23 protein-coding genes and 1 tRNA gene are annotated in these 22,796 nt (G+C 64.5%); 11 read left to right on the top strand and 13 right to left on the bottom strand.

The window, feature by feature from the left end; all coding sequences use genetic code 11:
• Window position 1: 1 nt before the first annotated feature.
• A complete protein-coding gene (locus tag GGR40_RS11860) occupies window positions 2-847 on the bottom strand; it encodes a PhzF family phenazine biosynthesis protein (RefSeq protein WP_429276438.1) in 846 nt (281 codons plus the stop codon).
• Between the two features lie 164 nt (window positions 848-1,011).
• On the opposite strand from GGR40_RS11860, the gene GGR40_RS11855 reads away from it, so the two are divergent.
• Together GGR40_RS11855 and GGR40_RS11850 are read left to right on the top strand one after the other, a co-directional pair.
• Window positions 1,012-1,464 carry a glycine zipper 2TM domain-containing protein gene (locus GGR40_RS11855; protein ID WP_429276437.1) on the top strand — a complete coding sequence of 151 codons (453 nt, stop codon included), beginning with the start codon at window positions 1,012-1,014 and terminating at the stop codon, window positions 1,462-1,464.
• A gap of 83 nt (window positions 1,465-1,547) precedes the next feature.
• Window positions 1,548-2,219, top strand: a complete 672-nt coding sequence (locus GGR40_RS11850; protein ID WP_429276436.1) for a glutathione S-transferase family protein — start codon at window positions 1,548-1,550, stop codon at window positions 2,217-2,219.
• Window positions 2,220-2,225: 6 nt separating this feature from the next.
• On the opposite strand, the gene GGR40_RS11845 is transcribed toward GGR40_RS11850, so the two are convergent.
• Both GGR40_RS11845 and GGR40_RS11840 read right to left on the bottom strand, forming a co-directional pair.
• On the bottom strand, window positions 2,226-2,600 hold the full coding sequence (locus GGR40_RS11845) for a pyridoxamine 5'-phosphate oxidase family protein (RefSeq protein ID WP_429276435.1): 375 nt from the start codon (window positions 2,598-2,600) through the stop codon (window positions 2,226-2,228).
• Window positions 2,601-2,853: 253 nt separating this feature from the next.
• A complete protein-coding gene (locus tag GGR40_RS11840; protein ID WP_429276434.1) occupies window positions 2,854-4,014 on the bottom strand; it encodes an N-acetyltransferase in 1,161 nt (386 codons plus the stop codon).
• 137 nt (window positions 4,015-4,151) lie between these two features.
• Here GGR40_RS11840 and GGR40_RS11835 point away from each other — a divergent pair, with 137 nt between their 5' ends.
• Window positions 4,152-5,246: a fatty acid desaturase family protein gene (locus GGR40_RS11835; protein WP_429276433.1), complete on the top strand. Its 1,095-nt coding sequence runs from the start codon at window positions 4,152-4,154 to the stop codon at window positions 5,244-5,246.
• A gap of 43 nt (window positions 5,247-5,289) precedes the next feature.
• On the opposite strand, the gene lptG is transcribed toward GGR40_RS11835, so the two are convergent.
• The 5 genes from lptG to GGR40_RS11810 form a co-directional block, all read right to left on the bottom strand.
• The gene (gene lptG, locus GGR40_RS11830; protein WP_429276432.1) at window positions 5,290-6,387 is read right to left on the bottom strand and encodes an LPS export ABC transporter permease LptG; all 1,098 of its coding nucleotides are present in this window, start codon (window positions 6,385-6,387) and stop codon (window positions 5,290-5,292) included.
• Between the two features lies 1 nt (window position 6,388).
• Window positions 6,389-7,615 (bottom strand): LPS export ABC transporter permease LptF, encoded by a 1,227-nt coding sequence (gene lptF, locus GGR40_RS11825; protein WP_429276431.1) that lies wholly within the window; start codon window positions 7,613-7,615, stop codon window positions 6,389-6,391.
• 181 nt (window positions 7,616-7,796) lie between these two features.
• Window positions 7,797-8,135, bottom strand: a complete 339-nt coding sequence (clpS, locus tag GGR40_RS11820) for an ATP-dependent Clp protease adapter ClpS (RefSeq protein WP_429276545.1) — start codon at window positions 8,133-8,135, stop codon at window positions 7,797-7,799.
• 170 nt (window positions 8,136-8,305) lie between these two features.
• Window positions 8,306-9,352 (bottom strand): phasin family protein, encoded by a 1,047-nt coding sequence (locus GGR40_RS11815; protein ID WP_429276430.1) that lies wholly within the window; start codon window positions 9,350-9,352, stop codon window positions 8,306-8,308.
• Window positions 9,353-9,647: 295 nt separating this feature from the next.
• Window positions 9,648-11,522, bottom strand: coding sequence for a PHA/PHB synthase family protein (locus GGR40_RS11810; protein WP_429276429.1), 1,875 nt, complete (start codon window positions 11,520-11,522; stop codon window positions 9,648-9,650).
• A 223-nt stretch (window positions 11,523-11,745) separates the two neighbouring features.
• On the opposite strand from GGR40_RS11810, the gene GGR40_RS11805 reads away from it, so the two are divergent.
• Complete coding sequence (locus tag GGR40_RS11805) at window positions 11,746-12,945, top strand: LL-diaminopimelate aminotransferase (RefSeq protein ID WP_429276428.1); 1,200 nt, start codon at window positions 11,746-11,748, stop codon at window positions 12,943-12,945.
• A gap of 173 nt (window positions 12,946-13,118) precedes the next feature.
• On the top strand, window positions 13,119-13,829 hold the full coding sequence (locus GGR40_RS11800; RefSeq protein WP_429276427.1) for a winged helix-turn-helix domain-containing protein: 711 nt from the start codon (window positions 13,119-13,121) through the stop codon (window positions 13,827-13,829).
• Between the two features lie 3 nt (window positions 13,830-13,832).
• Here the strand turns inward: GGR40_RS11800 and mobA are convergent, their stop codons facing one another.
• Window positions 13,833-14,354: a molybdenum cofactor guanylyltransferase gene (gene mobA / locus GGR40_RS11795; RefSeq protein WP_429276426.1), complete on the bottom strand. Its 522-nt coding sequence runs from the start codon at window positions 14,352-14,354 to the stop codon at window positions 13,833-13,835.
• A gap of 191 nt (window positions 14,355-14,545) precedes the next feature.
• On the opposite strand from mobA, the gene GGR40_RS11790 reads away from it, so the two are divergent.
• Window positions 14,546-14,619: transfer RNA gene (locus GGR40_RS11790), tRNA-Cys, on the top strand.
• A 61-nt stretch (window positions 14,620-14,680) separates the two neighbouring features.
• Here GGR40_RS11790 and GGR40_RS11785 read toward each other — a convergent pair.
• The 3 genes from GGR40_RS11785 to GGR40_RS11775 all read right to left on the bottom strand — a co-directional run bounded on the left by GGR40_RS11785 (window position 14,681) and on the right by GGR40_RS11775 (window position 17,366).
• On the bottom strand, window positions 14,681-15,286 hold the full coding sequence (locus GGR40_RS11785) for a Smr/MutS family protein (protein ID WP_429276425.1): 606 nt from the start codon (window positions 15,284-15,286) through the stop codon (window positions 14,681-14,683).
• A 10-nt stretch (window positions 15,287-15,296) separates the two neighbouring features.
• Window positions 15,297-16,508, bottom strand: a complete 1,212-nt coding sequence (gene mltA / locus GGR40_RS11780; protein ID WP_429276544.1) for a murein transglycosylase A — start codon at window positions 16,506-16,508, stop codon at window positions 15,297-15,299.
• A 162-nt stretch (window positions 16,509-16,670) separates the two neighbouring features.
• Window positions 16,671-17,366 carry a Tim44/TimA family putative adaptor protein gene (locus GGR40_RS11775; RefSeq protein ID WP_429276424.1) on the bottom strand — a complete coding sequence of 232 codons (696 nt, stop codon included), beginning with the start codon at window positions 17,364-17,366 and terminating at the stop codon, window positions 16,671-16,673.
• Between the two features lie 372 nt (window positions 17,367-17,738).
• Between GGR40_RS11775 and secB the strand changes: the two genes are divergently transcribed.
• The 4 genes from secB to trpS all read left to right on the top strand — a co-directional run bounded on the left by secB (window position 17,739) and on the right by trpS (window position 21,217).
• Window positions 17,739-18,254 carry a protein-export chaperone SecB gene (secB, locus tag GGR40_RS11770; protein WP_429276423.1) on the top strand — a complete coding sequence of 172 codons (516 nt, stop codon included), beginning with the start codon at window positions 17,739-17,741 and terminating at the stop codon, window positions 18,252-18,254.
• Between the two features lie 173 nt (window positions 18,255-18,427).
• Window positions 18,428-20,008: a murein biosynthesis integral membrane protein MurJ gene (gene murJ / locus GGR40_RS11765; protein ID WP_429276422.1), complete on the top strand. Its 1,581-nt coding sequence runs from the start codon at window positions 18,428-18,430 to the stop codon at window positions 20,006-20,008.
• Between the two features lie 12 nt (window positions 20,009-20,020).
• On the top strand, window positions 20,021-20,182 hold the full coding sequence (locus GGR40_RS11760) for a hypothetical protein (RefSeq protein WP_429276421.1): 162 nt from the start codon (window positions 20,021-20,023) through the stop codon (window positions 20,180-20,182).
• 15 nt (window positions 20,183-20,197) lie between these two features.
• A complete protein-coding gene (trpS, locus tag GGR40_RS11755) occupies window positions 20,198-21,217 on the top strand; it encodes a tryptophan--tRNA ligase (RefSeq protein WP_429276420.1) in 1,020 nt (339 codons plus the stop codon).
• A gap of 12 nt (window positions 21,218-21,229) precedes the next feature.
• Here the strand turns inward: trpS and GGR40_RS11750 are convergent, their stop codons facing one another.
• On the bottom strand, window positions 21,230-21,886 hold the full coding sequence (locus tag GGR40_RS11750; protein ID WP_429276419.1) for an MOSC domain-containing protein: 657 nt from the start codon (window positions 21,884-21,886) through the stop codon (window positions 21,230-21,232).
• 216 nt (window positions 21,887-22,102) lie between these two features.
• On the opposite strand from GGR40_RS11750, the gene GGR40_RS11745 reads away from it, so the two are divergent.
• Window positions 22,103-22,786 (top strand): DUF4136 domain-containing protein, encoded by a 684-nt coding sequence (locus GGR40_RS11745; protein ID WP_429276418.1) that lies wholly within the window; start codon window positions 22,103-22,105, stop codon window positions 22,784-22,786.
• The last annotated feature ends 10 nt before the right edge of the window (window positions 22,787-22,796 follow it).

The raw sequence follows: 22,796 nt of genomic DNA, 5'->3' as shown, positions 1-22,796 counted from the left end.
GTCAGGGCATGGAAAGCGCGCCGCCGGAAGAGACTGTCTCCACCCGGCCGGCCACCCACACCGCGCCCGTGGATTCTTCCCGCGAGCAATGGACAAGGCCATCGGCGCCGGTCTTTCGCCCCTGAGCGGCGACATAAGCGCCGTGCGCCTGCCCGCTGTCGAACAGATATTGCGCCACTGCTGCATTGAGGCTGCCGGTCACCGGATCCTCCACCACGCGCCCGGCAGGATCGGCGAAGAACGCACGCAGTTCGAACTGCGCGGCGGCACCCGGAGCGCACGGCCCCAGCAACGCCACGTCCGTTCCCGCCGGGGCGCGCGCCACCGGCTCCGCTGCCAGCACCGCTTGTGCCGAGGAAAGATGCAGCAGTTTCCAGCCCGGCCCGTTCGCCGCATGAACCGCGGCGACGACATCTTCTTCAGCCGCGCCGGTAAGCCGCAGAACTTCTGCCCGGTCATCCGCATCGAGGGGGCCGGAGCGGATCAGCGGCGGCGCGCGGAAGGCAAGGCGATCGTGCTCCTGCCGCACTTCAACAAGGCCGACGCCGCATTCCTGCACGACCTTTCCGGGCGTGCGCGGCGTGCCGCCCGCCGCCAGCCAGGCATGGGCACTGCCAAGCGTGGGATGACCGGCAAACGGCAGTTCGCCCGCAGGATAGAATATCCGCACGCGATAGTCCGCCGCAGGATCGGTGGGCGGCAGCAGGAACGTCGTTTCCGAAAAGCCCAGCCAGCGGGTCAGTCCCAGCATCGCCGCCGCATCCAGCCCTTCCCCGCCGCGCACCACGGCCAGCGGGTTGCCGCTCAACGGACCGGAACCGAAAACGTCGACGAGATCGAGAAACATGACTTGCCTTCCTGCACCGATTGCACTTGTGAACGTTTCACCGCAGGGACGGCGCTCGCCGTCTTCTTGCGGATCGCGAGACGCTCTTGTTAATCGCCCGTTGCCGCGCGGCGGTCCAGAGGCGTCTTCATGGATAATCGCTGATGCAGCGCAGGAGAAAGAAGATGAAGAAGTTCCTGCTGGCTCTGGCCGCGATGGCCGCCACCATTACCGCCCTGCCCGTCGCGCCGGTCTCCGCCGACCCGCCGCCGTGGGCGCCTGCCCATGGCCGCCGCGACCGTGACGATCGCGACTGGGACAGGCGCGATTGGGACAGGCGTGGAGATCGCCGCGACGACAGGCGCTCAAGCTGGCGCAACGATTACGACGATCGTGGCCGCTATCGCCAGCCGCGCCGCATCACCCGCGATTCGCACGTCTGGCGTGGCCGTGACGGTCGCTATTACTGCAAGCGCGATAACGGCACGACCGGCCTGATCATCGGCGCGGGCGTGGGTGCGCTGGCCGGAAACCAGATTGCCGGCAATGGCGACCGCACCATCGGTACGATCCTTGGCGGCGTCCTTGGCGGCGCTTTGGGCCGGGAGATCGACAAGGGCGACATCCAGTGCCGGTGATCGGCCACACGCCCCGCGGATAACCCGCAACGAAGACGCGCCGCCCTACAGGACGGCGCGTCTTTCGCAAGGAGGCCTGTGAAATGAGCATCATCCTCACCGTCTTCGCCAACTCACCCGACGGCGGACGCGGCCTAGCGCGTGACATGCCCGTGCGCTGGGCACTGGAAGAAGCGGGCCTGGCTTATGCGGTGCGCACGGTTTCCTTCACCGCCATGAAGCAGGCCGAGCACCGCCGCCGCAATCCCTTCGGCCAGATCCCCGCGTTCGAGGAGACCCGCCCGGAAGCTCCCCCGCTGGTGCTGTTCGAATCGGGGGCCATCGTGCTCCATCTGGCTCATAGCCATCCCGGGCTGCTGCCCGACGCCCCCGATCCCCGTGCCCGCGCCGTCATGTGGATCTTCGCGGCGCTGAGCACCGTGGAGCCGCCGGTCGTGGAGCGATCGATGGCGGCCTTGTTCGAGCAAGACCGCCCCTGGCACGCCGAAAGGCTGGCCACCCTGCACGAGCGGGTCCACATCCGCCTGAGCGAACTGGCCGCATGGCTGGGCGACGAAGACTGGCTGGAGGGAGCGTTCACCGCGGGCGACCTGATGATGGTCTCGGTCCTGCGCCGCCTGTCCGGCTCCGGCCTGCTGGAGGCGCATCCGTCCATCGCCGCCTATGTGGCGCGCGCAGAGGAACGACCGGCGTTCCGCCGCGCCTTCGATGCGCAGCTGGCACTGTTCACCGCCGCCAGGGATGCGCCCGGCTGAAGAGGGTTACAGCTTTTGGCCCGCCGTGGGGCCGGACCGGAGCGTGTAGATTTCCTCGATACGAACGAGCACTGCGAACTTGGGCGTCTTTATCCCCGCCGTTTCGGCAAAGGCACATGCATCGTCGAACGGCTTTCCTTCCGAGAAGACTTCCGGGCTGCCGACGAAGCGATAGCCGTCGAGCGCATCCCGGTCGATCACCGCGATGGCCATCTTCGACCCCTCGTTGATGTTGCGCAGGGTCTGGCCGCCGGTGTTCTCGTTGAAGATCAGCGTCGTATCGTCATAGACCCGCAGAGAGCGCTTCGGCCCGATATCGGGCAGCCCGTCCCTGCTCACCGTCGCCTGAATCGGCAGTTGCACGGACAGGAGGCGCTTCATTGCATCGTCTAGGACATTCATGGCTGCTCTTTCCAGAATAAGCCCCATCGCATGGGCACCCGCGATCGGAACGCATTGGGCACGGCACGGTCGACAGGGTAAAGAAAGCAAGATCGCGCGACGGGCGCCGCACGCTCGCGCCATTATCTATATTGATTATCATGTGCAATAAGATTCCGCATTGCCGCGGATCGCCTTGTACAGACCGCAGTTCCGCCCTGCCCGCCCCGGCAATGCCGGAGCGGGCCGGTCATCAAAGCGTCTTGTCGTAGATCACGTATTCGCGGTTGACCGTGCTCTGGATGGCATCAGCAATGGCGACCATTCCCTGATTGTCCTCCAGAACCCAGCCGATCTCGCCACGCCGCGCCCCGAACTTCGCCACGGCAGCACGGCGAATGTATTCGATCATCATGAAAGCCAGCTGGCTGGCAAGGCGTGAGGATTGCAGCTTCCTGCGCACGCCCATCAACGGCACGCGCATGTCCGCCGGCTTGGGCTTGCGCAGCCACAGCAGCAGCTTGAGCAGGCCCAGCACCGACGGCTTGCCAGTCCGCTTGTTGACCTTCATCTGGATGCCGTTGAGGTCCGGCAGGGTCATCATGAACGCGACCGGCTCGCCTTCGTATTCGGCGATGAGGATCAGTTCGGGATGGACCAGCGGCTTCAAAGCCTTGCCGGTATATTCGATTTCCTTGTCGGTAAACGGCACGAAACCCCAGTTGTCCGACCAGGCATCGTTGAGAATCTCGCAGATGATCGTGGCATCGCGGGCAAAGTGCTTCAGATCTACCTTGCGCACGACGATCTTGGCGTTCTTCTCGCCCGACGAAACGATCCGCTGGATCAGTGGCGGGAACTGCTTCGTCACGTCCAGTTCGTAAGTCTTCAGCGTCTTGACCGCCGCATAGCCCTGGCTTTCGATCCAGCCCTGGTACGCGGCGTTGTGGTGCGCCATCATGACCATCGGCGGATGATCGTGGCCCACTGTCTGGATGCCGGGCTCTTCCCAGACGGAAAGGTTCATCGGTGCCAGCACGCGGGTCATGCCCTGATCGCGCAGCCACTGTTCGGCAGCGGCGATCAGCGCATGGGCGGTCTCGGCATCCTCCGCTTCGATCGCGCCCCAGTTGCCGGTGCCCGGCCCCATGCCCTGCTCGATCGGCTGTTTCAGTGCCTGTTCATCGATGTGCGCCGATATGCGTCCCACCACGCGCGCGTTCCGCTTCGCCAGGAACAACTGGACGCGGGCATGTTCGAAGAACGGATTCTTGCCGGGGGTGAACTTGGAAATCTCTTCCGAGCGCAGATTGGCCACCCAGTTCTCATCTGACGCATTGAGTCGATAAGCTAGATCGACAAAAGCGGCGATGTCGGCCTTGCTGGAGATCGGAGTGATGACTAGTTCGGCCACGATGCTGCCTTTGTTCTGGCGTAGATGAATATGCGCGCGAGGTGCTGCCGATGGCGTCGCCTTGTCAAGCCCAGCGATTCGCGGTGAAGCCAATTCCGGGCGGGCTATGCCCGGAAACACTTTGGAAATCTTGTCCCATGAATGCCCAGAATGCGATCGACCTGCCCCAATCCAATGCACGAGACGCCGTGCAGGGATCGACGTGGCACTCGCAGATTCCCGATGACAAGGCGATGTTGCGCGCTGCCGTCGACCTGACGCGCGACATTGCGACGGCAAGGCCCGGCATCTACTGGTCCGACATGCTGATGAGCGCTCTGGTCGGCTATGCCGCACTGGCCGGCGCGATCCTTGTCGGCAATCCGGCGGTTGCGGTGCTGCTGGGGCTGGTGTCTTCGCTTGCGCTCTATCGCGCGCTGTTGTTCATCCATGAACTGACGCACATCCACAAGGATGCCCTGCCCGGCTTCCGCTTCGGGTGGAACCTTCTGGTGGGCATTCCGATGCTGATCCCCTCGCTGATGTACGAAGGCGTGCATACCCAGCACCATGCACGCACCCGCTATGGCACCGTAGACGATCCCGAATACCTGCCGTTGGCCCTGATGAAGCCGTGGAGCCTGCCGGTCTTCGCGCTGACCGCGATCCTGCTGCCGGTGGCGCTGTTGATCCGCTCCGCCGTGCTGGTGCCGCTGGGCGTGGTGTTCCCGCCCCTGCGCAAGCTGGTGTGGGAACGCGCATCGGCGCTGGCGATCAACCCGCAGTACCGCCGCCGCAAGGCCGAGGGCGAATTCGCCCGGCAGGTGTTCTGGCAGGAACTGGGCTGCTCTGCATGGGCCATCGCGGTGCTGGCCGCCAGCGCTACCTGGGGATGGAGGCCGCTGCTGATCGCGCTTTGCGTCGTTTCGTTCACCGCGCTGCTGAACCAGGTCCGGACCCTCGTCGCCCATTTGTGGGAGAACGACGGCGAGGCGATGACCGTGACCGCACAGTACCTTGATTCGGTGAACGTGCCGCCGCCCGGCTTCGTCGCGGCGATGTGGGCACCGGTAGGCCTGCGTTATCACGCGCTGCACCACCTGCTGCCGTCGATGCCCTATCACTCGCTGGCCGAAGCGCATCGCCGCCTGACCGCGCATCTGGATGCCGGGACGACCTACGGCAAGGCGAGCTATCCGGGCCTTGCGCCGCTGCTGGGCCGTCTGGCCCGCAGCACGATGAAGGTACGGTGAAGAAGCGGCCTTCGGATCGCTCCGGGGGCCGTATTCACGGGCCTTATTCCTCGGTCCGGATCAGCACCGTCTCACCGATCAGGGCGAAGAGCACGAACGGCGCCCACGCCGCGATCAACGGCGGATAGCCCCCGAAGTTGCCCATCGCCAGCGCCGCGTTGTCGAACACGAAGTAGGCAAAGCCGAGCGCCATCCCGGTTACCGCGCGGATCAGCAGCGCGCCCGAACGCGCAAGGCCGAACGCGGCCACGGCGCCCAGCAACGGCATCAGCGCCGAAGCCAGCGGCCCCGACAGCTTGTGCCACCACGCCGCGTCAAGATCGGTCGTGCGGCGGCCTGCCTCACGCACGGACTGGATCGACCCGGCCAGCGTAAAGATGTCCTCGGCGTCGGCATCTACCTTGGATACGAAGATTTTGATCGGAGTGATGCCTGGCGCGACCGTGGCCGAAGCCAGATTGGTGGTCGTCGTATCGGCCACCACGAACTTTACCGGCTTGTCCAGCTTCCAGCCGGGATTGGCGTAAGTCGCCGTCGGCGCGCGCATCATCTCCACGATCATGTCGTTGCCGTCGCGCCGATAGTACGTCACGCCGTGCAGGGTCATGCCGGCGCCCTCGCCCGACAGCGACTGGGCCAGCAGCAGGTCGCGCCCGTCTGCCAGATAAAGGTTCGCCTTGGGGCTGGCGTCCTTTGGCACCGGGCCGTAATCCACCGCCTGCCAGGCATCCAACGTGCGCGCGGCGCGGGTGACCACCCGTTCATTGAAGGCAAAGCTGATGCCGGAAATGACCAGCGCGGTCAGGATCAGCGGCGCCAGCACCTGATGCGCGGACAGGCCGGACGCCTTCATCGAGATCACTTCGCTGTTCTGGTTCAGCGTGGCCAACGTGATGATCGTGGCCAGCAGCACCGAATAAGGCAGGAACCGCGCAATCAGCTGCGGCACGCGCAGGCTGACGTAATAGAGCAGCTGCATCTGGCCGTTGCCCTTATAGGCCAGGATGTCGCCGCTCTCGCCCAGCAGATCGAGCACCTGCAGCACCAGCACCAGCATGATGAGCACCGCGACAATGCGGGTAACGAACAGCCGTGCCAGATAGATCGTCAGCGAGCGGGACGGGAAGAATTCGAGGTTCATGTCAGCTCTGGTCCGCAGGCGTCGGCAGGATCGGTCCGCGCCGGTTGCGGCGCAGCAGCGATTTCAGGCGTTTCACGATCTTGTCGGACGCGGTTTCCAGCCAGCCGATGGCCTGCCCACCCGGCACGTAGGCCACGCGCCAGTACATCCACAGGATGATTGCCGCGAAAATGAAGAACGGCCCCCACAAGCCAAGGATCGGACTCATCTTGCCGAGAGACGCCACGTCGTTCGCGTACTGGTTGACCTTGTGATAGGCCACCACCATCACGATCGACACGAACAGGCCGAGCGCAGACGTAGAGCGCTTGGGCGGAATGGCCAGAGCCACCGCCAGCAGCGGCAACAGCAGCATCATCACCACTTCGACGACGCGATAATTGAAGTTTGCCTGGCTGGAAACACGCTCGTCACTGGGCGCATCCTTGTTCCAGCCCAGTTTCAGCAGTTCGGGAAGCAGGTACTCGCGCTCCTGACCGCCGCGCTGGCGGAACTTCTCGATCGCGGGAAGTTCGATCGGCAGGTCATGCCGGGTGAATGCCAGCACGCGCGACGGTTTGCCAGGTTCGTCCTGAATGATCTGGCCCTGCTCCAGACGGAAAATGATGGTGTCCGGGCTGCCTTTTAGCGAAAGGAAACGCCCTTCGCGCGCGGAAATGGACAGCACCTGCCCCTTGTCGTTCGACAGGCGCGCGAATATCCCCATCAGCTTGCGTCCATCATCGCGGCTTTCGTCGATACGCAGCGCGATGCGATCCTTGAGCGTGGTGAACTCGCCCACCTTGATCGACGCGCCCAGCGCGCCGGATTTCAGCTCGTAGTTGAGTTCTTCGTAGTAGTAACGCGACAGTGGCTGAAGGTAGCCGACGATCGCGAAGTTCGCCACTACCAGCACCAGCGTGATGATATAGGGGACGCGCAACATGCGGGTGTAGCTGAGGCCGACGGCGCGCATGACGTCCAGTTCGCTGCTCGTCGCCAGCTTGCGGAAGGCCATCAGGATGCCAAGCATGAGCCCGAGCGGAATCGCCAGGCTCGCATATTCGGGCAGCATGTTCGCCAGCATCTTGAAGACGACGCCCACCGGCCCACCTTCCGTCGCGACGAAATCAAACAGGCGCAGCATCTTGTCGAGCACCAGCAGCGACGCGGCGAGCAGGAATATGCCCAGCATCGGCATCAGCACGAGGCGGAAGATGTAGCGGTCCAGGGCGTTGAAGAACTTCACTTAGATGTCGTCACTCACCGTTCACTCCTGCCCTTAACGGCTGGGGCCGGGAGGGCAAAGCGATTTGTCGCACCGGTCCGGCGAGATGCAGCGCCTCCGGATCACCTGTTGAACCCGGCGCGGCAAGCAAGGTTGCCATATCGCGTTTGTTTAGGGATGCTGCCTGAAGACGCGGGGGCGTTCAGGCCTTCTCCAGCGTACACTGCAAGGGATGCTGGTTCTGCCGGGCGAAATCCATCACTTGGTTCACCTTGGTTTCGGCGATTTCGTAAGGGAAGACCCCGCAGACGCCGACGCCCTTCTGGTGGACGTGCAGCATGACGCGAGTCGCCTGTTCCAGATCCATGTGGAAGAAACGTTTGAGGACCAGCACCACGAATTCCATCGGGGTGTAATCGTCGTTGAGCATCAGCACCTTGAACTGGCTGGGCTTCTTGGGCTTTGCGCGAGTCTTGGTGGCAATGCCGATCTGGTGATCGTCGCCCGTTCCGTTATCGGAATCGCCTTCGTCAGCCATCATGCCCGGAATGGACGCGAGCGAAGGAAGGAGCAGGTCGGAATCGGCGATCGGGGAAATCATGGTGCTCAGAATATCGTACCGGGGCACCTGATAACAAGTGCCCCGGCCCATATTCTCTTGTCAGTCGCGCGGCAAACCGGACGAAGTGCCCGACCAGCTGCGCCGTATCTTCAGAGCGGCGAAGCCGGCGACGAGACCGAAGCCGAACGTGCCTTCTCGACGGCGAGGCTCACGCGGCCGGAGATCGGCGCGAACGTGTCGCTGAACAGCTTGAGCATCGCTTCGCTGTTCTTCGAGCTGTAGGCCACGGCCGTGTCGAAGTTCTTGCGAACGAGGTCGCTCTGCAGCTTGAAGAAGTCGGTGGGCGACTTTGCAGCGGCCAGTTCCTTGAAGTCGCCGGTCAGCGTTTCGAACGCGGTGCGGCTTTCGGCTACCAGTTCCGAACCCAGAGCCTGGACGCCTTCGGCGTAGATCTTGCCCGATTCGACGGCAGCTTCGACGTTGCCCTTGGCAAAGTCGCTGACTTCGCCGAGCACCGACGTGCCCTTGTCGAAAGCAGCCTTGGCCTGGGCCTGAGCCTGGCTGACGGCGTTCTGGAAACCGGAGAAGTTAGCGCTTGCGTTCATTGTCGTTTCCTCAAGCATGAAATTGGAGAACAGTCCTGCGAAGGCGGGCTTGCCGGCATCGGGCTGCGATGCAGGCGTGGGTGCGATCTTGGGCGTCGCATTGGGGGCGGCCGCCTTCGGAACCGAAACAGTCGCAACTGCCTCACTGACGTCCTTGGCAACCTTCACTTCCGACTTGACCGGAGCGGTCTTCGCCGGATTGACCTTGGCCGCAGCGGCCACGGTCGAAACAACTGCAACGGGCTTCGCCTTGACCGGGGCCGTCTTGGCTGCTGGAGCCTTGGCAACAGGGGCCTTGATCGTCGGCGCCTTGGCTGCCGGGACCGCTTTGGGCTTGGCGATCTTTGCGGGTGTGGCGACCTCTGGGATCGTCACAGGCGCGATCGCTGCCGACTTCACGGGAGCGACCTTGACCTGCTCCGGAACCTTTGGCGAAACAATCGGCGCGCCAACCGGCGGCAGATCGGCCTTGGACGGCAGCGCCGGATTGGCGCCAGCAGTCAATTCAGGCTTAGGCGCAATTTTCGCCTCGACCAGCTTGGGCGTCGTTCCCGGAGCGACATTGATCTTCGGGTCTTCATTATCGGCCATCTGTAAATCCAGCCTCCCGTGAAAACTTCGATTTCGATCCGGACCTTCGTCCGGCGGTCTGCTTGCCAATACGAGTCGCACAGACCGTTGCTGCAGTGCAAAATAGGTTTTTGCAGAAGCGAAGTCAACTCCTGTATGCTGCGCTGCACAAATTGATGCTGCAGCGCGTCAAACCCTCAGATCCTACCGCTATAGGCTGCCGAGCGCAGATTACAAACATGTGTCAGCATCAACGGCCATGACGGATGAACCTGCAAGAGAAGCCGAAATGGATCTTGTTCATGGTTCTGCGGCCTTAACGAGCCGCCACGTAGCGGCCCGGCGCATCTTCGAGCACCTTGTCGCCACGGCCGCCGGGCTTGCGCTTGCCTTTTGCCGGAACTTCCGCGGGATCGAGCGCGCGTAGCCACTGGGCCCAGTGCGGCCACCACGACCCGGCATGTTCCTTTGCCCCGGCCACGAAGTCTTCCAGTGTCTCGGGCGAATCCGGGTTGGTCCAGTACTGGTACTTGCCCGAGGAGGGCGGGTTCACCACGCCCGCGATGTGCCCGGACCCTGCCAGCACGAACGTGGCAGGACCGGCAAGGTAGCGCTTCAGCTTCCAGACACTGCGTGGTGGGGCGATATGGTCTTCGCGTCCGGCCTGGATGTAAGTCGGCGTCGCGATCCGGTGCAGGTCGATCGGCACACCGCAGGCGGACAGCGAATCGGCGACGGCCAGCCGGTTGTCGCGGTAGAGGTCGCGCAGGTAATCGCGATGCCACCGCGCCGGCAGGTTGGTGACGTCGCCGTTCCAGTGAAGCAGATCAAAGGCGGGATAGTCCTCCCCCTTCAGGTAATTGCGCTCCACATAGTTCCAGATCAGGTCGTTGCCACGCAGCAGGTTGAAGCTGGCCGCGAGATAGCGCCCATCAAGGTAGCCCTCGGGCGAAAGATGGCCCAGCGTCTCTATCTGCTGGTCGTCGATGAAATTCTTGAGGTCGCCCGCTTCCTCGAAATCGACCTGCGCGGTGAAGAAGGTGGCACTCGCAACCTTGTCGCCCTCTCCTTTGCGCGCCAGAACCGCCAGCGTCGCCGCCAGCGTGGTGCCCGCCACGCAGTAGCCGATGGTATGGACCGAGGGGACGCCAAGCCGTTCGCGCGCGAAGTCCACTGCCTCTATCTGTGCGGCGACGTAGTCGTCCCACACCACGTCCGCCAGCGATGCGTCCGCCGATTTCCACGAGACCATGAACACCGTAATGCCCTGCTCCACAGCCCAGCGCACGAAGCTCTTCTTGGCGTTCAGGTCAAGGATGTAGAAACGGTTGATCCACGGCGGGAAGATGACCAGCGGCGTCGCCAGCACCTTGTCGGTGGTCGGGGTGTACTGGATCAGCTGGTAAAGCGGCGTCTCGAACACGACCTTGCCCGGCGTCACCGCGATGTTCTCTCCCAACACGAAGGCGCCGGGGCGGGTGTGCGTGAGCTGGCCCTTGCGCATGTCGTCGAGCATGTTCTCGAATCCGCGCACCAGGCTTTCGCCGCGCGTCTCTGTGGCACGGGCAAGCGCCACGGGGTTAGTCAGCGGGAAGTTCGCCGGGCTGAGCGCATCGACCATGGCGCGGGTGGCGAACAGCAGCTGCGCCTTGCGCGCAGGCTCCAGCCCCTCCACCGCCTCGGCAAGGCCGGTGACCTGCTCGCTCATCATCAGGTACAGCTGATGGAGCATCGCGAAGAACGGCTGGCGGCGCCATTCGGGATCCGCGAAGCGGCGATCGCTGCGGGGCAGTTCGGGCTGCGGCGCCGCATCGTCGGCGCGCGGTCCCAGGCCATATTGCCCGAAGACTGCATTCACCAGCGACAGCCCGTCGTTCCACAGCTTCTGCTGCACCTCGGGATTGGTGAAGGGCAGCTGGCGGAACACGCCTTCTGCGGTAGCAGCCCATCTGACGGGGTCGGCAAAGTGCGACGGCGCTTCGGCGCTGGTCCGCGTCAGCTGCTCCACCTGGAAGTCGGCCCACATCGATTGAAGCCGCCCGACGATCTCTGCCCACTGCACGGTCGGTTCGGCTTCGGCAGCACGCTCGACCGGGACCATCTGCCCGAACAGGGAGGTGAAGGCCTGCGTCTGGATCTTCATGACATCGCTGATGAGGTCGGCGCTGACAGGTTCGGCGTCGGTGGCCATCGGCAATCGCTCTCCAATGAGTTTGAGCTTTACGTTGGCCTGCTCGGCGAACCGTGTCGACCCCTCTTCGCATGTGCACCCATGACAAAACGTGCAATTATCTTTCGCGTTCGCACATTTTGGCGATGCGCATTTTCGCGAACCCCATTTGCGAGGCGACCGTTATCCCCTACAGGGGCGGTGCGGCGATCCTGCCGCCCAAGTTACTGGATACCTACAGGTCATGGAAGACGAGTTCTACCGCATCAAGCGACTGCCGCCCTATGTCATCGCCGAAGTGAACGCGATGAGGCACGCAGCCCGCACTGCCGGTAAGGACATCATCGACCTCGGCATGGGCAATCCCGACCTTCCCCCGCCCCAGCACGTCCTCGACAAGCTGTGCGAAGTGGCACAGAAGCCCGACGCGCATGGCTATTCGCAGTCCAAGGGCATTCCGGGCCTGCGTCGTGCTCAGGCGAACTACTACGCCAACCGCTTCGGCGTCGAACTGGACCCCGAACGCGAAGTCGTGGTGACGATGGGGTCGAAGGAAGGGCTCGGGAGCCTCGCCACCGCAATCACCGCGCCGGGCGACGTGGTGCTGGCGCCGAACCCCAGCTATCCGATCCACACGTTCGGCTTCATCATCGCCGGTGCGACGATCCGCTCGGTGCCGACCACCCCGGACGAGAACTACTGGCGTTCGCTGGACCGCGCGATGGCCTTCACGGTGCCGCGCCCCTCGATCCTGATCGTCAACTACCCGTCGAACCCCACGGCCGAGACGGTCGATCTGGCATTCTACGAGCGCCTCGTCGCCTGGGCGAAGGAGAACAAGGTCTGGATCCTGTCCGACCTCGCTTATTCGGAGCTTTACTACGACGGCAATCCGACCCGTTCGGTTCTGGAAGTGCCGGGGGCCAAGGACGTCGCGGTGGAATTCACTTCGATGAGCAAGACCTATTCGATGGCCGGCTGGCGCATCGGCTTTGCCGTGGGCAACCAGAAGCTGATCTCGGCGCTGACCCGCGTGAAGTCCTATCTCGACTACGGCGCATTCACGCCGATCCAGGCGGCTGCCTGCGCGGCGCTCAACGGACCGCAGGACATCGTCCAGCGCAACCGCGACCTCTACCAGAAGCGCCGCGACGTCATGGTCGAGGCGTTCGGTCGCGCCGGTTGGGACATTCCCGCGCCCAAGGCATCGATGTTCGCCTGGGCGCCGCTGCCCCCCGCGCTCAAGGACATGGGCAGCCTGGAATTCTCCAAGCAATTGCTGACCCATGCCGAAGTCGCCGTCGCACCCGGCGTCGGTTACGGCGAGGACGGTGAAGGCTTCGTCAGAATCGCCATGGTCGAGAACGAGCAGCGCCTGCGCCAGGCCGCGCGCAACGTGAAGCGGTTCTTGGCCTCCAAGGGGGTCAACACGCCTTCATCGTGAACTGGTACAGACTGTAAAAGCACGTAATTTAGCGGGTTTGGAGGGTTAATTTAGTCTTAGTCCTGTAAAATTATACGTGTTGTCCCAGAAGGTAAAAATCCGCCATCTCCTCGCGACTGCAGCATTCGTGCTGGATCGGGGGATTGATGGCGGATTTGCTTTTACAACGGGAGATGCCTTACCGTTTTCGCTGGATGGGTTCGGACCGGATTCCGGGCGAACTGGATTTGAGAACGCGGGGCTGGATTCTCGATCTTGGCGAAGGCGCGCTGATCGACGCCATCGGCATCATGCCGGTGGACCGGCAGGACCAGACCGGCTGGGACGCGATGATGGCGATGCCGCGCGACGTGCGCCGCTTCGTCATCGTGATCGGCAGCCTGACCGGGGACGAACGCACGGACCTGCTGAGGCAGGGTTTCGGCGATGCCTTCACCGGCAGCCTGATCGATGGCGGCGAATTCGAACTGCGTGCATCGCGTCTGGCCGAGATGGCCCGCTGGCTGCCGCGGCACCGTCGCCTGGGCGATCTGGAACTCGACCTCCTCACGCGGGAGGCATATGGCTGCGGCAAGCCGCTGAATCTCAACCCGCGCGAATTCGCATTGATCTGGCGGCTGGCCGACACACCTGGTGAGTCGGTCAGCAAGCAGGATCTGATTCAGGACGTATGGCGGATGGGTTTCGTGCCCGAAACCAACAGCATCGCCGTCCACATGTCGCGCCTGCGCCGCAAGCTGAGCTTCGTGAACCTTGCAGGCATGATAGCGACTGCACCTGCGGGTGGATACTGCCTGGTCACGGACATGGAGCGGGCCCGCCCCGCGCCAACCGGCTTCATCCAGGGTCGGGCGCCTTCGCTGAGCCTTCAGGTCACCGCCTGAAAGCTACCTGGCACGTATCGCCGCAAGATCGTGCGGGGTGTTGATATTGGCGATCGGGGCGGACAATTCGACGCCGCGCGCATCGATGGCTTCGGCGAACCGGCGCATCGAATGGCTCTGCGTGCCCTGCAGGATCGCTTCCAGCGCGGGCATCGCAGAGACCGGCCAGATGCCGATCACCGGCTGCTGCACCAGATAGGCGGGCGCCTGCCCCAGCACGGCCAGCAGGTCGTCCGGAAGCAGCCCGGCATCGACCCCGCAGGTCATCACCGCCTCGTACCCCTCGTCCAGCGCATGGTGCATCGCCGCAGCGACCCCACCCAGCGGCCCAAGCCCCGCTCTGGGCCAATCCGGCAGCGTAGGCGCAGGGGCTGTTTCGCGTCCCGTCACCACGACATGCTCGCACCATCCCGAGAGTGCATCGACCGCCAACGAGATGAGCGTGCGCCCGTCTATCTCCGCCAGCGCCTTGTCGCTGCCGAAGCGGCTGGACAATCCGCCGGCGAGTACGGCTCCAAGAATCATGACAGGCGCCTTTCTGCAGGACTGACGATGCCTACGCCGTGCGCAGGCGTCGTCGCGGAAGCAAGGAATAGCCCGGATCGCCCTGCGGTTCCCGGAAATTCTGCAGCGACGAACCGCAAATCGTGCCGATCACTCGCGAAACCCGTTGCGCTCCCCTCGATCGGTTGCTAGGCGCGCAGTCCACCATGAGGGGCCCGATGGCGGAGTGGTGACGCAGCGGACTGCAAATCCGTGCACGCCGGTTCGATTCCGGCTCGGGCCTCCACACATTCTCCTGACATTTGTAACAAGATCACCCTTCGGGGGCACCCGGCGCACAGTCGGGCTCAACGTCGTTTCCTGAGCACCACGTAAAGCGCCCCCTGCCCGCCATGGCGCCGATGCGCGCCGCGTACCGCCACGATGTCGGAAGCGTGCTCACTGGCGGCCAGCCAGTCGGCGATCTTGGCGCGGATCGCGCCGCGCGCGCTGCCCCGGTCGGCGGCGTCCACCGGGCGTGGTCTGCCGGTCACCACCAGCACCACGCGCGCGCCCATCACGCGCGCCTGTGAAAGGCCGTGCATCAGCCGCAGATAGGCCTGATCCAGATTGGAGCCATGCAGGTCAAGGCTGAAATCGGGCAGCAGGGTGCCCTTCGCGATCCGCTTTTCCCACGAACCGTCGAGATTGACGGGCAACACCGGCTGAGCCTGTGGCGCTGCGGGCCGAGGCGGCAGCGGCGGCGGTACGCGGCCCTTGCGCCGGGCAGGCACAGATGCAGGCGGCGGCGTCTCCACTGCGGCAGGTCCGACGAATGCGGCAGGCGTGCGCGGTTCAGGCGTCAGCGGCGTCACCGTCCGGGCCACCTGCGCCCAGATCGCCTTCTCCTCATCTGACAGTCGGCGTCCGGCGCGCCGGGTGGGGCCGGACCGGGGCGGCGTCGCTCTGGTCATTGCGGGCCTGTCACCGTGCGCCGAGACGCGTCAGCACACCGCGTGGCAGCAGCAGCAGGGCGGTTCCGCGCCCGCTCATGCCGCCAGCAGTCACGCGCGCGCGGGCACCTGCGCCCCAGAACGTGTCGAAACGGTTGGCGCCCTTGATCGCCCCGCCGGTGTCCTGCGCGATCCACAGCCCGTTGGCTTCCCGGCGGTCCAGATCGAGCCATACCGGCGCGCCCAGAGGGACGAAGCTGGGATCGGCCGCCACCGAATTGCCTGCCCGCACGGGTACGTTCAACGCCCCCAGCGGGCCGTCGCCAGTCAGCACCTTGAAGAACACCCAGGAGCGGTTACGCTCCATCAGGGCGCGGCCCTCCGCCGGATGATCGGCGATGTATCGCATGATTCCCTGCATCGAGCCGGAATACTGCCCCGGCCCGGAGCCGATCAGTCCCTGTTCGCGCATAACACCGCCGATGCCGGTGTAAGGCAGACCGTTCTGCCCGGCATAGCCGATGCGCGTTACCGTGCCATCGGGCGCGACCAGCCGCCCGGAACCCTGCACCTGCAGGAAGAAGACTTCCACCGGATCTGCCGCCCAAGCGATTTCCAGCCCTCTGCCCGCAAGCGCGCCGGCATCGATCTGGGCACGGTCGAAGTACGACGTGAACGCGCCGTCAGGCGCATAACGCCCCAGCGACATGCGACCATCGCGCAGCGGCGGCGCATCGCCGGGCCTGGCGCGTACAAGATCGGTGGGAAAACCATAGATGGGCACGTCATACCCCGGCAGCGGGTAGCGCGATCCGGCGATTTCCGGCTCATAGTAGCCCGTCGCATAAGCCTGCCCCGTGCCCACGCGCGCAGTCTCGAAGAACTCTGCAAAGAACGCGGCGGGTGAACCGTTGCCCCAGGCGGCAGCGGCGGTGCAGGCCTGCCGCCAGTCGCCGGGGACCGTCAGGCCGCTGGCATCCTTGCGGGCGATCAGGCGCGGGCACGATTCGCGAAACGATGCCAGCGCACCCGCCGCGTCCGCCGTACTCATGCCGAGGGCCGACACGGCAGGACCACGCTTTACACCGGCAAGAAGCGCCGTCTGCGATACCGGAGGGGTAACCTGCCCTGTCGGCGGAGGAGCGGGGCGAGGCCCGCCGGGAGACGGAACGACACCGCTACAGGCTGCCAGAAGCGCCGATAGGGCTAGGGCCACGGTGCCTTTGTGCCGGCAGGAGGCGATCGGCGTCGATGGCGCACTCACTGGCGGCAAGGCAATTTCTCACAAAGCAGAAGCCCCGCGCGGGCGGCGCGGGGCGGATCAGGATCGAACGGTTAGCAGTCGGCGCGATCCGGGATCAACCCCGCAGAGCCCGCAGGAACTTTCGGCGCGACGTGCCGAACGTCACCCTTCGTCGGTTTCTTCCAGCAGCCAGTCGGGATCGGGCGAGTTCACTGCACGGCCGAACGTCCAGACGTCGATCGCCTCGATCGCGTCGTTAAGCGAACCAGCAATCACCGAACCCTCGGCGTCGCGAGTGACGGCGGCGATGTCGGCGCGGAACCGCAGGGTGATGCGGGCATGACCACCTTCGACACCGGCTGCGGTGAACGCAGTTTCCTCGATGCGGATCAGGCGGTTGTCCAGGGTTTCCCCTGCCTCGACACGGGCGTCGATGGCGGCGGCGAAGCCCTCGTAGACTTCGGGGTCGCACAGTTGGCGCAACTCGGCCTTGTCGCCCTTCCAGAAGGCTTCGAGGATCATGCGATACGCACCGCGCGCACCATCAAGGAACGCGGCAGCGTCGAACCGGCGGTCGGCCTGTGCGATTTCGGCAAGACCACGCTCCACCGAAGGCGGCGCGATCGGCACGGCGCGCTGGCGCAGGTCCACACGATTGCGCTCTTCGGCGCGCTGGTCGGTACGCTGTTCCGGACGCGACGGAGCCACGCGCGGAGCGCCCGGCTTCTGACCCTGACGCCCTTCGAAGCGGCCCTGGATCGGCTCTTCCTCATGCTCGGCACGACGGCCCAGCACGGAATACAGCCGCAGGCCAAGGAAGGCTGCGATCATGGCCAGGATCACTATTTCCGGTGTCACGTCCCTAAATCCATCCTACTGCGCGCCACCTGCCGACCAGAGGAAAACCTGAGGCGGACCGGCCGAATGACGCATCGGGCTTTCGACTGCCCTGCAAAGCGGGCCGAAAGACTCAGAAGCGCCCTCGGCTCAGCGCTCGAACATAGACCCAGATAGGTACGCATTACAAATGAACAACGAATGAGTGCCGGTTCAGGGGATTTTTCCGCCGGATCGATACCTTTCGCCGCCTCCGCCTGCGCCCTTCGGGGCATAGGTCTACAATTTTCCGGCAAGGCAGGTGTTCCATGCCCACGCAAAATGTTTTAGCGCGCCCCTGAAGGTTTTTCAGATTCCACGTTTTCTAGATTTCATTTGCGGGACACAGATCAGATGGCCGACGAAGGCAACGTCATTTCCGACCTCAACCTGGACAACGACGAGGATTCCTCGCCCGCAGCAGGCATCATTTCGCAGTACGTCAAGGATCTCTCGGTAGAGAACCCCAACGCACCCGAGAGCTTCGCGTGGCAGGAACAGCCCCAGATCGACGTGCAGTTCAACATCGGCGCACGCGCGATCGAGGGTGAAGTCCACGAAGTCGAACTGAAGATCACCTGCTCCTCGCGCACCAGCGCGGGCATCGCCTGGGCGGTGGAACTGAGCTACTGCGCGCTGATCGGCATGCGCAACCTGGAAGAGAGCCAGGCTCATGCCTTCCTCTTCGCCGAAGCGCCGCGCATCCTGTTCCCCTACGCCCGCCGCGTGGTGTCGGACGCCGTGCGCGACGCCGGCTTCGCACCGCTGATGCTGGAGCCGATCGACTTCAACGGCCTTTACGTGCAGCAGTTGCAGACCCAGCAGCAGCAGGCGGAAGCCGGCATGGGCGAGCCCGTCGGCCACGCCTGATCTTGGGGGGGGCGGGTCGGTTCGCCGTCGTTCCGGGCGTGATCCGGGACTGTCGGGCAAGCCGTCCCGCCGCTTCCAAATGCACCCTGCCGACGGCGCTTGCCTAAAGACTGCCACCGGTTCCGGATCAGGTCCGGAACGACGTCCGGGCCTTCTGTCATGAACTGTGCGCCATGAACCTTGCCAAAGCCCTTGCCAGCGTCGGCGGACTGACGCTTGCCAGCCGCGTGCTGGGGCTGGTGCGCGACAGCCTGTTCGCGCGGTTCGTGGGCGCGGGATTCGCGTCCGACGCGTTCCTCATCGCGTTTCGCCTGCCCAACATGTTCCGCGCCCTGTTCGCCGAAGGGGCGTTTGCATCGGCGTTCATCCCGATGTTCAACAAGAAGGTGGGCGGCAGGGACGCAGCGGACGGCGGCGGCCTTCCCGCCGGGATCCTGTTCGCCGAACAGGCGCTGTCGGTGCTGCTGCCGGTGCTGATCGTTATGACCGTGCTGCTCGAGGCGCTCGCCTGGCCGGTGACGTTCCTGCTCTCGGGAAACTTCAACGGCGTCACGCATGACCAGTTCGCCTACGCAGTCATGCTCAGCCGGATCACCATCCCCTACCTCGCCCTCATCAGCCTCGTCTCGCTGCTGGGCGGCATCCTCAATTCGCTGAACAAGTTCTGGGTCAACGCCGCGGCGCCGATCCTGCTGAACCTGACGCTGATCGTGGCGCTGCTGGGCTTTCATTCGGAAGACCCGCTTATCACCGCGCGCAACCAGGCCATCGGCGTCTCCGTATCGGGCGCGCTGCAACTGGCGTGGCTGATCTGGGCCTGCCGCGCCAATGGCGTTTCGATGCGGCTGCGGATGCCGGTTTGGAATGCGGACGTGAAGCAGCTGCTCAAGCTGATCCTGCCCGCCGCTGCCGGCGCGGGCGCGGTGCAGATCAACCTCGTCATCTCGACCGCGCTGGCGGCGTCGCTGCTGGCCCACGGGTCGGTGACGTACATCTACATGGCCGACCGGCTGAACCAGTTACCGCTCGGCCTCATTGGCATCGGGCTTGGCACCGTGCTGCTGCCTACCATCTCGCGCCAACTGGGCGCAGGGCAGGATGCGGAGGCGATGGCGACGCAGAACCGGGGGCTTGAGCTTGCCCTGCTGCTCACCCTGCCCGCCGCCGTCGCGCTGATCGTGTGTGGGCAGCCGATCGCCGCCGCGCTGTTCGGCTATGGCAAGTTCGACGCCAACGACGTCGCCCGCACCGCAGAGGCTTTGGCGGCGTTCTCGATCGGCCTGCCCAGCTACATCCTCGTCAAGGTGCTGACGCCCGGCTATTACGCACGGCAGGACACCAGGACCCCGGTGCGCTACGCGACGATCTCCATGGTGGCGAACCTCGTCGGCAATCTGGCACTGATCGTGCCTCTGCAGCACATGGGTCCGCCGCTGGCAACGGCGCTGGCGTCCACGCTTAACGTGGCGATGCTCTACCGCACGCTGGTGAAGCGCGGGCACTTTACCGTCGATGCGCGTCTGAAACGCAGGGCGCCCCGGCTGGCGCTGGCCGCCGTGGCGATGGGCGTGGCCTTGTGGTTCGGACAGGGGTTGATGGTGCCTTACGTCCAAGGCACCTGGCTTGTTCGTGGGCTGGCGCTGGCCGTGCTGGTCGGCGCAGGCTGCGCGGTCTACGGCGCGGCGACGCTGCTGTCGGGTGCCTTCACCCGCGACGACCTTGCCATGCTGCGCCGTCGCAAGCGCGCCGCCTGAGGCCTTCCATCCGTGAGCGAACGTGCTATGAGCCTTGCCTATGCAGGATCGTTCGACCTTGATGAACTCTGCGCCCCACTGCTGGCGATGGCGTCCGGTCGCGCGCGTTTCGCGCTGACCCTTCCTGCATGCGCGCCGCGCCGGCGCGTGAAACTCCCATCCTTCGACAACTGAATTGAGGACGCGGCCATGCGTATCGTCTCGGGCATCCAGCCCACCGGAAACCTGCACCTCGGCAACTACCTGGGCGCGATCCGCAACTGGGTGAAGATGCAGGACGAAGTCGCTGCACAAGGGGGTCAGTGCCTTTACTTCCTGGCCGACCTGCACGCCATCTCGATGCCGCACGTGCCCGCCGACCTTGCCGCCAACACGCGCGAGATGGTGGCTGCGCTGGTCGCCTGCGGGATCGACCCGGACCGCTCGATCCTGTTCAATCAGGCGCAGGTGCCCCAGCACTCGGAAATGCAGTGGCTGCTGAACGGCACCGCGCGCATGGGCTGGCTCAACCGCATGACGCAGTGGAAGGACAAGGCAGGCAAGAACCGCGAAGGCGCCAGCGTCGCGCTGTTCACCTATCCGGTGCTGCAGGCCGCCGACGTCCTGCTCTATCAGGCAACCCACGTGCCCGTGGGTGAAGACCAGAAGCAGCACCTCGAACTCGCCCGCGACATCGCGCAGAAGTTCAACAACGATTTCGGCACCGAAGACGCGCCGCTGTTCACCCTGCCCGCGCCCTTCATCCCGCCCGAGGCCGCGCGCATCATGTCCCTACGCGACGGTTCGTCGAAGATGAGCAAGTCCGATCCGTCGGACATGAGCCGCATCAACATGACCGACAGCGCCGACACCATCATGCAGAAGGTGAAGAAGGCCAAGACCGACCCTGAACCCCTGCCCTCCGAAAAGGAAGGGCTGGAAGGCCGCGCCGAGGCCAAGAACCTGGTGTCGATCTATGCGGTCATGACCGGCACCACCGTCGATGCCGTGCTGGCAGAGTTCGGCGGCGAGGGCTTCGGCAAGTTCAAGCCTGCGCTGGGCGAACTGCTGGTGGAAAAGCTCGCCCCGATCAATGTGCGCTTCGTCGAACTGCGCGAGGACCGCGAGTCGCTTGACGCCATCCTGTGCAAGGGCGCGTCGAAGGCCCGCGAACTGGCCATTCCGACGCTGGAAAAGACTTACGAAGCGCTGGGCCTCGTCAGAGGCTGACGGTTCCGGGGCTTAAACCCCCAGCAGCTTCGCGCGTCGCCGGATCCACGGTTCGGCGAGCGCGGAGACTGCGCCCAGCGCCTCCAGCCCTTCGCGGTCGCGCTTGTGATCGCCGGCGATGAGCAGGCCGAACACCCGCCGCACGCTCCACTCCGGAAACGGACGATCGAGCAGTTCCAGCATGTCGCCCTCACCCACCTCGCCTTCCTCGATGACGCGATAGTACCAGCCCGCCCGGCGCGAGGTGACGCAACCCGCATTGACTTTCGCGCCGCCGAACCGGTGATCGAGCTTCCAGCACGGCTGCCGCCCCTGACTGACTTCGACAAGTGCGGTGCCCATCCGCCACCTGTCGCCGATGCAAATCTCTTCCTCGGTAAGGCCGAACGTCGAGACGTTTTCCCCGAACGCGCCGTAATCCTGCAGCAGCGCATGGTCGCCGATCGTTTCGCGCCACCATGCGTAATGATCGTGGGGGTAGTGATGGATCGCCTTGTCGGGCCCGCCATGCACCGTCAGATCCGCCTGCTGATCCCCTGCCAGCCCCAGTCGATGAACCCGCACCGGGCCTTCCATCCGGGTCTTGGCGATGGCGCTCGGCTCGTCATCGCCCCGGAATGGAGCGACCTTGCCGCAAAGAATGGAAAGAATGGGGAACGGACTCGTCATGGCGGCGCTTCTTTCCTACATGAAGCATGGACGATCAAGCCGTGACGAACGCCTTGGGCGCGTGGATGAAAGATTAACCGCCGGAACGGTCCGTCGCTTGTCCAAGTCCATTCAACCTCTATTAAGGGCGTTGATTACATTGCAGGATAGTCAAGGAATCGAAGGCCGCGCCGGAGTGGGGCGACAGGATCTCTTCGGGTTCGTGGAGCAAAGATAATGACACACCATTCCGGATTACATTTCGGCAGATTGCGGATGGCCGTAGCGGCTGTCCTGCTCATGGCACTTGCCGCCTGCGCGACGCCGTTCAAGGCCGACGTTTCCCGCTTCGCGACGCAGCTTCCGGCCCCACAGGGCCAGAGCTTCGCTGTCGTTGCAGACAACCCGAAGCTGGCGGGCGGGCTGGAATTCAGCCAGTATGCCTCGCTCGTCAGCCAGCGCCTTGCAAAGCTGGGCTACACCCCGGTCGAAGATCCTTCGAAGGCGACCCTTGTCGTGCGCTTTGACTACGGCGTCGATACCGGACGTGAGCGCGTCCGCAGCACCGGCGTCGGCCCAGTCGGCCCCTGGGGTCCGTGGGGCGGCTACGGCGGCTTCTACGGTCGCCGTTGGGGTGGCTGGGGCGGTGGCTTCGGCTGGGGCGGTCCGTGGCGCTACGGCTGGTACGATCCGTTCTTCGACAACTCCATCCAGTCCTACACCATCTACACCAGCGGCATCGACCTGAAGATCGACCGCGCCGCAGACGGCCAGCGCCTGTTCGAAGGCAAGGCGGAAGCCGTCTCCACCTCCAACCGCCTGCAGTATGTCGTGCCCAATCTCGTGGAAGCGATGTTCACGAATTTCCCGGGGAACTCCGGTGAGACCGTGCGCATTACTGTCGCGCCCGAGAAGAAGTAACGACGACTGA

The organism is Novosphingobium gossypii, from assembly GCF_050433305.1.
In the GTDB taxonomy this organism is placed as follows: Bacteria; Pseudomonadota; Alphaproteobacteria; order Sphingomonadales; family Sphingomonadaceae; genus Novosphingobium; species Novosphingobium gossypii.
This window is presented reverse-complemented; position numbering and strand designations above follow the sequence as displayed.

Coding starts and splice junctions, on each gene's coding strand:
- GGR40_RS11850 (WP_429276436.1), top strand. CDS start 1,548: ATGAGCATCATCCTCACCGTCTTCGCCAACTCACCCGACGGCGGACGC.
- murJ (WP_429276422.1), top strand. CDS start 18,428: ATGAACCTTGCCAAAGCCCTTGCCAGCGTCGGCGGACTGACGCTTGCC.
- GGR40_RS11815 (WP_429276430.1), bottom strand. CDS start 9,352: ATGGCCGATAATGAAGACCCGAAGATCAATGTCGCTCCGGGAACGACG.
- clpS (WP_429276545.1), bottom strand. CDS start 8,135: ATGATGGCTGACGAAGGCGATTCCGATAACGGAACGGGCGACGATCAC.
- GGR40_RS11835 (WP_429276433.1), top strand. CDS start 4,152: ATGAATGCCCAGAATGCGATCGACCTGCCCCAATCCAATGCACGAGAC.
- GGR40_RS11810 (WP_429276429.1), bottom strand. CDS start 11,522: ATGGCCACCGACGCCGAACCTGTCAGCGCCGACCTCATCAGCGATGTC.
- GGR40_RS11785 (WP_429276425.1), bottom strand. CDS start 15,286: ATGACCAGAGCGACGCCGCCCCGGTCCGGCCCCACCCGGCGCGCCGGA.
- GGR40_RS11855 (WP_429276437.1), top strand. CDS start 1,012: ATGAAGAAGTTCCTGCTGGCTCTGGCCGCGATGGCCGCCACCATTACC.
- GGR40_RS11745 (WP_429276418.1), top strand. CDS start 22,103: ATGACACACCATTCCGGATTACATTTCGGCAGATTGCGGATGGCCGTA.
- secB (WP_429276423.1), top strand. CDS start 17,739: ATGGCCGACGAAGGCAACGTCATTTCCGACCTCAACCTGGACAACGAC.
- GGR40_RS11805 (WP_429276428.1), top strand. CDS start 11,746: ATGGAAGACGAGTTCTACCGCATCAAGCGACTGCCGCCCTATGTCATC.
- lptG (WP_429276432.1), bottom strand. CDS start 6,387: ATGAACCTCGAATTCTTCCCGTCCCGCTCGCTGACGATCTATCTGGCA.
- GGR40_RS11845 (WP_429276435.1), bottom strand. CDS start 2,600: ATGAAGCGCCTCCTGTCCGTGCAACTGCCGATTCAGGCGACGGTGAGC.
- mobA (WP_429276426.1), bottom strand. CDS start 14,354: ATGATTCTTGGAGCCGTACTCGCCGGCGGATTGTCCAGCCGCTTCGGC.
- GGR40_RS11860 (WP_429276438.1), bottom strand. CDS start 847: ATGTTTCTCGATCTCGTCGACGTTTTCGGTTCCGGTCCGTTGAGCGGC.
- trpS (WP_429276420.1), top strand. CDS start 20,198: ATGCGTATCGTCTCGGGCATCCAGCCCACCGGAAACCTGCACCTCGGC.
- GGR40_RS11750 (WP_429276419.1), bottom strand. CDS start 21,886: ATGACGAGTCCGTTCCCCATTCTTTCCATTCTTTGCGGCAAGGTCGCT.
- GGR40_RS11800 (WP_429276427.1), top strand. CDS start 13,119: ATGCCTTACCGTTTTCGCTGGATGGGTTCGGACCGGATTCCGGGCGAA.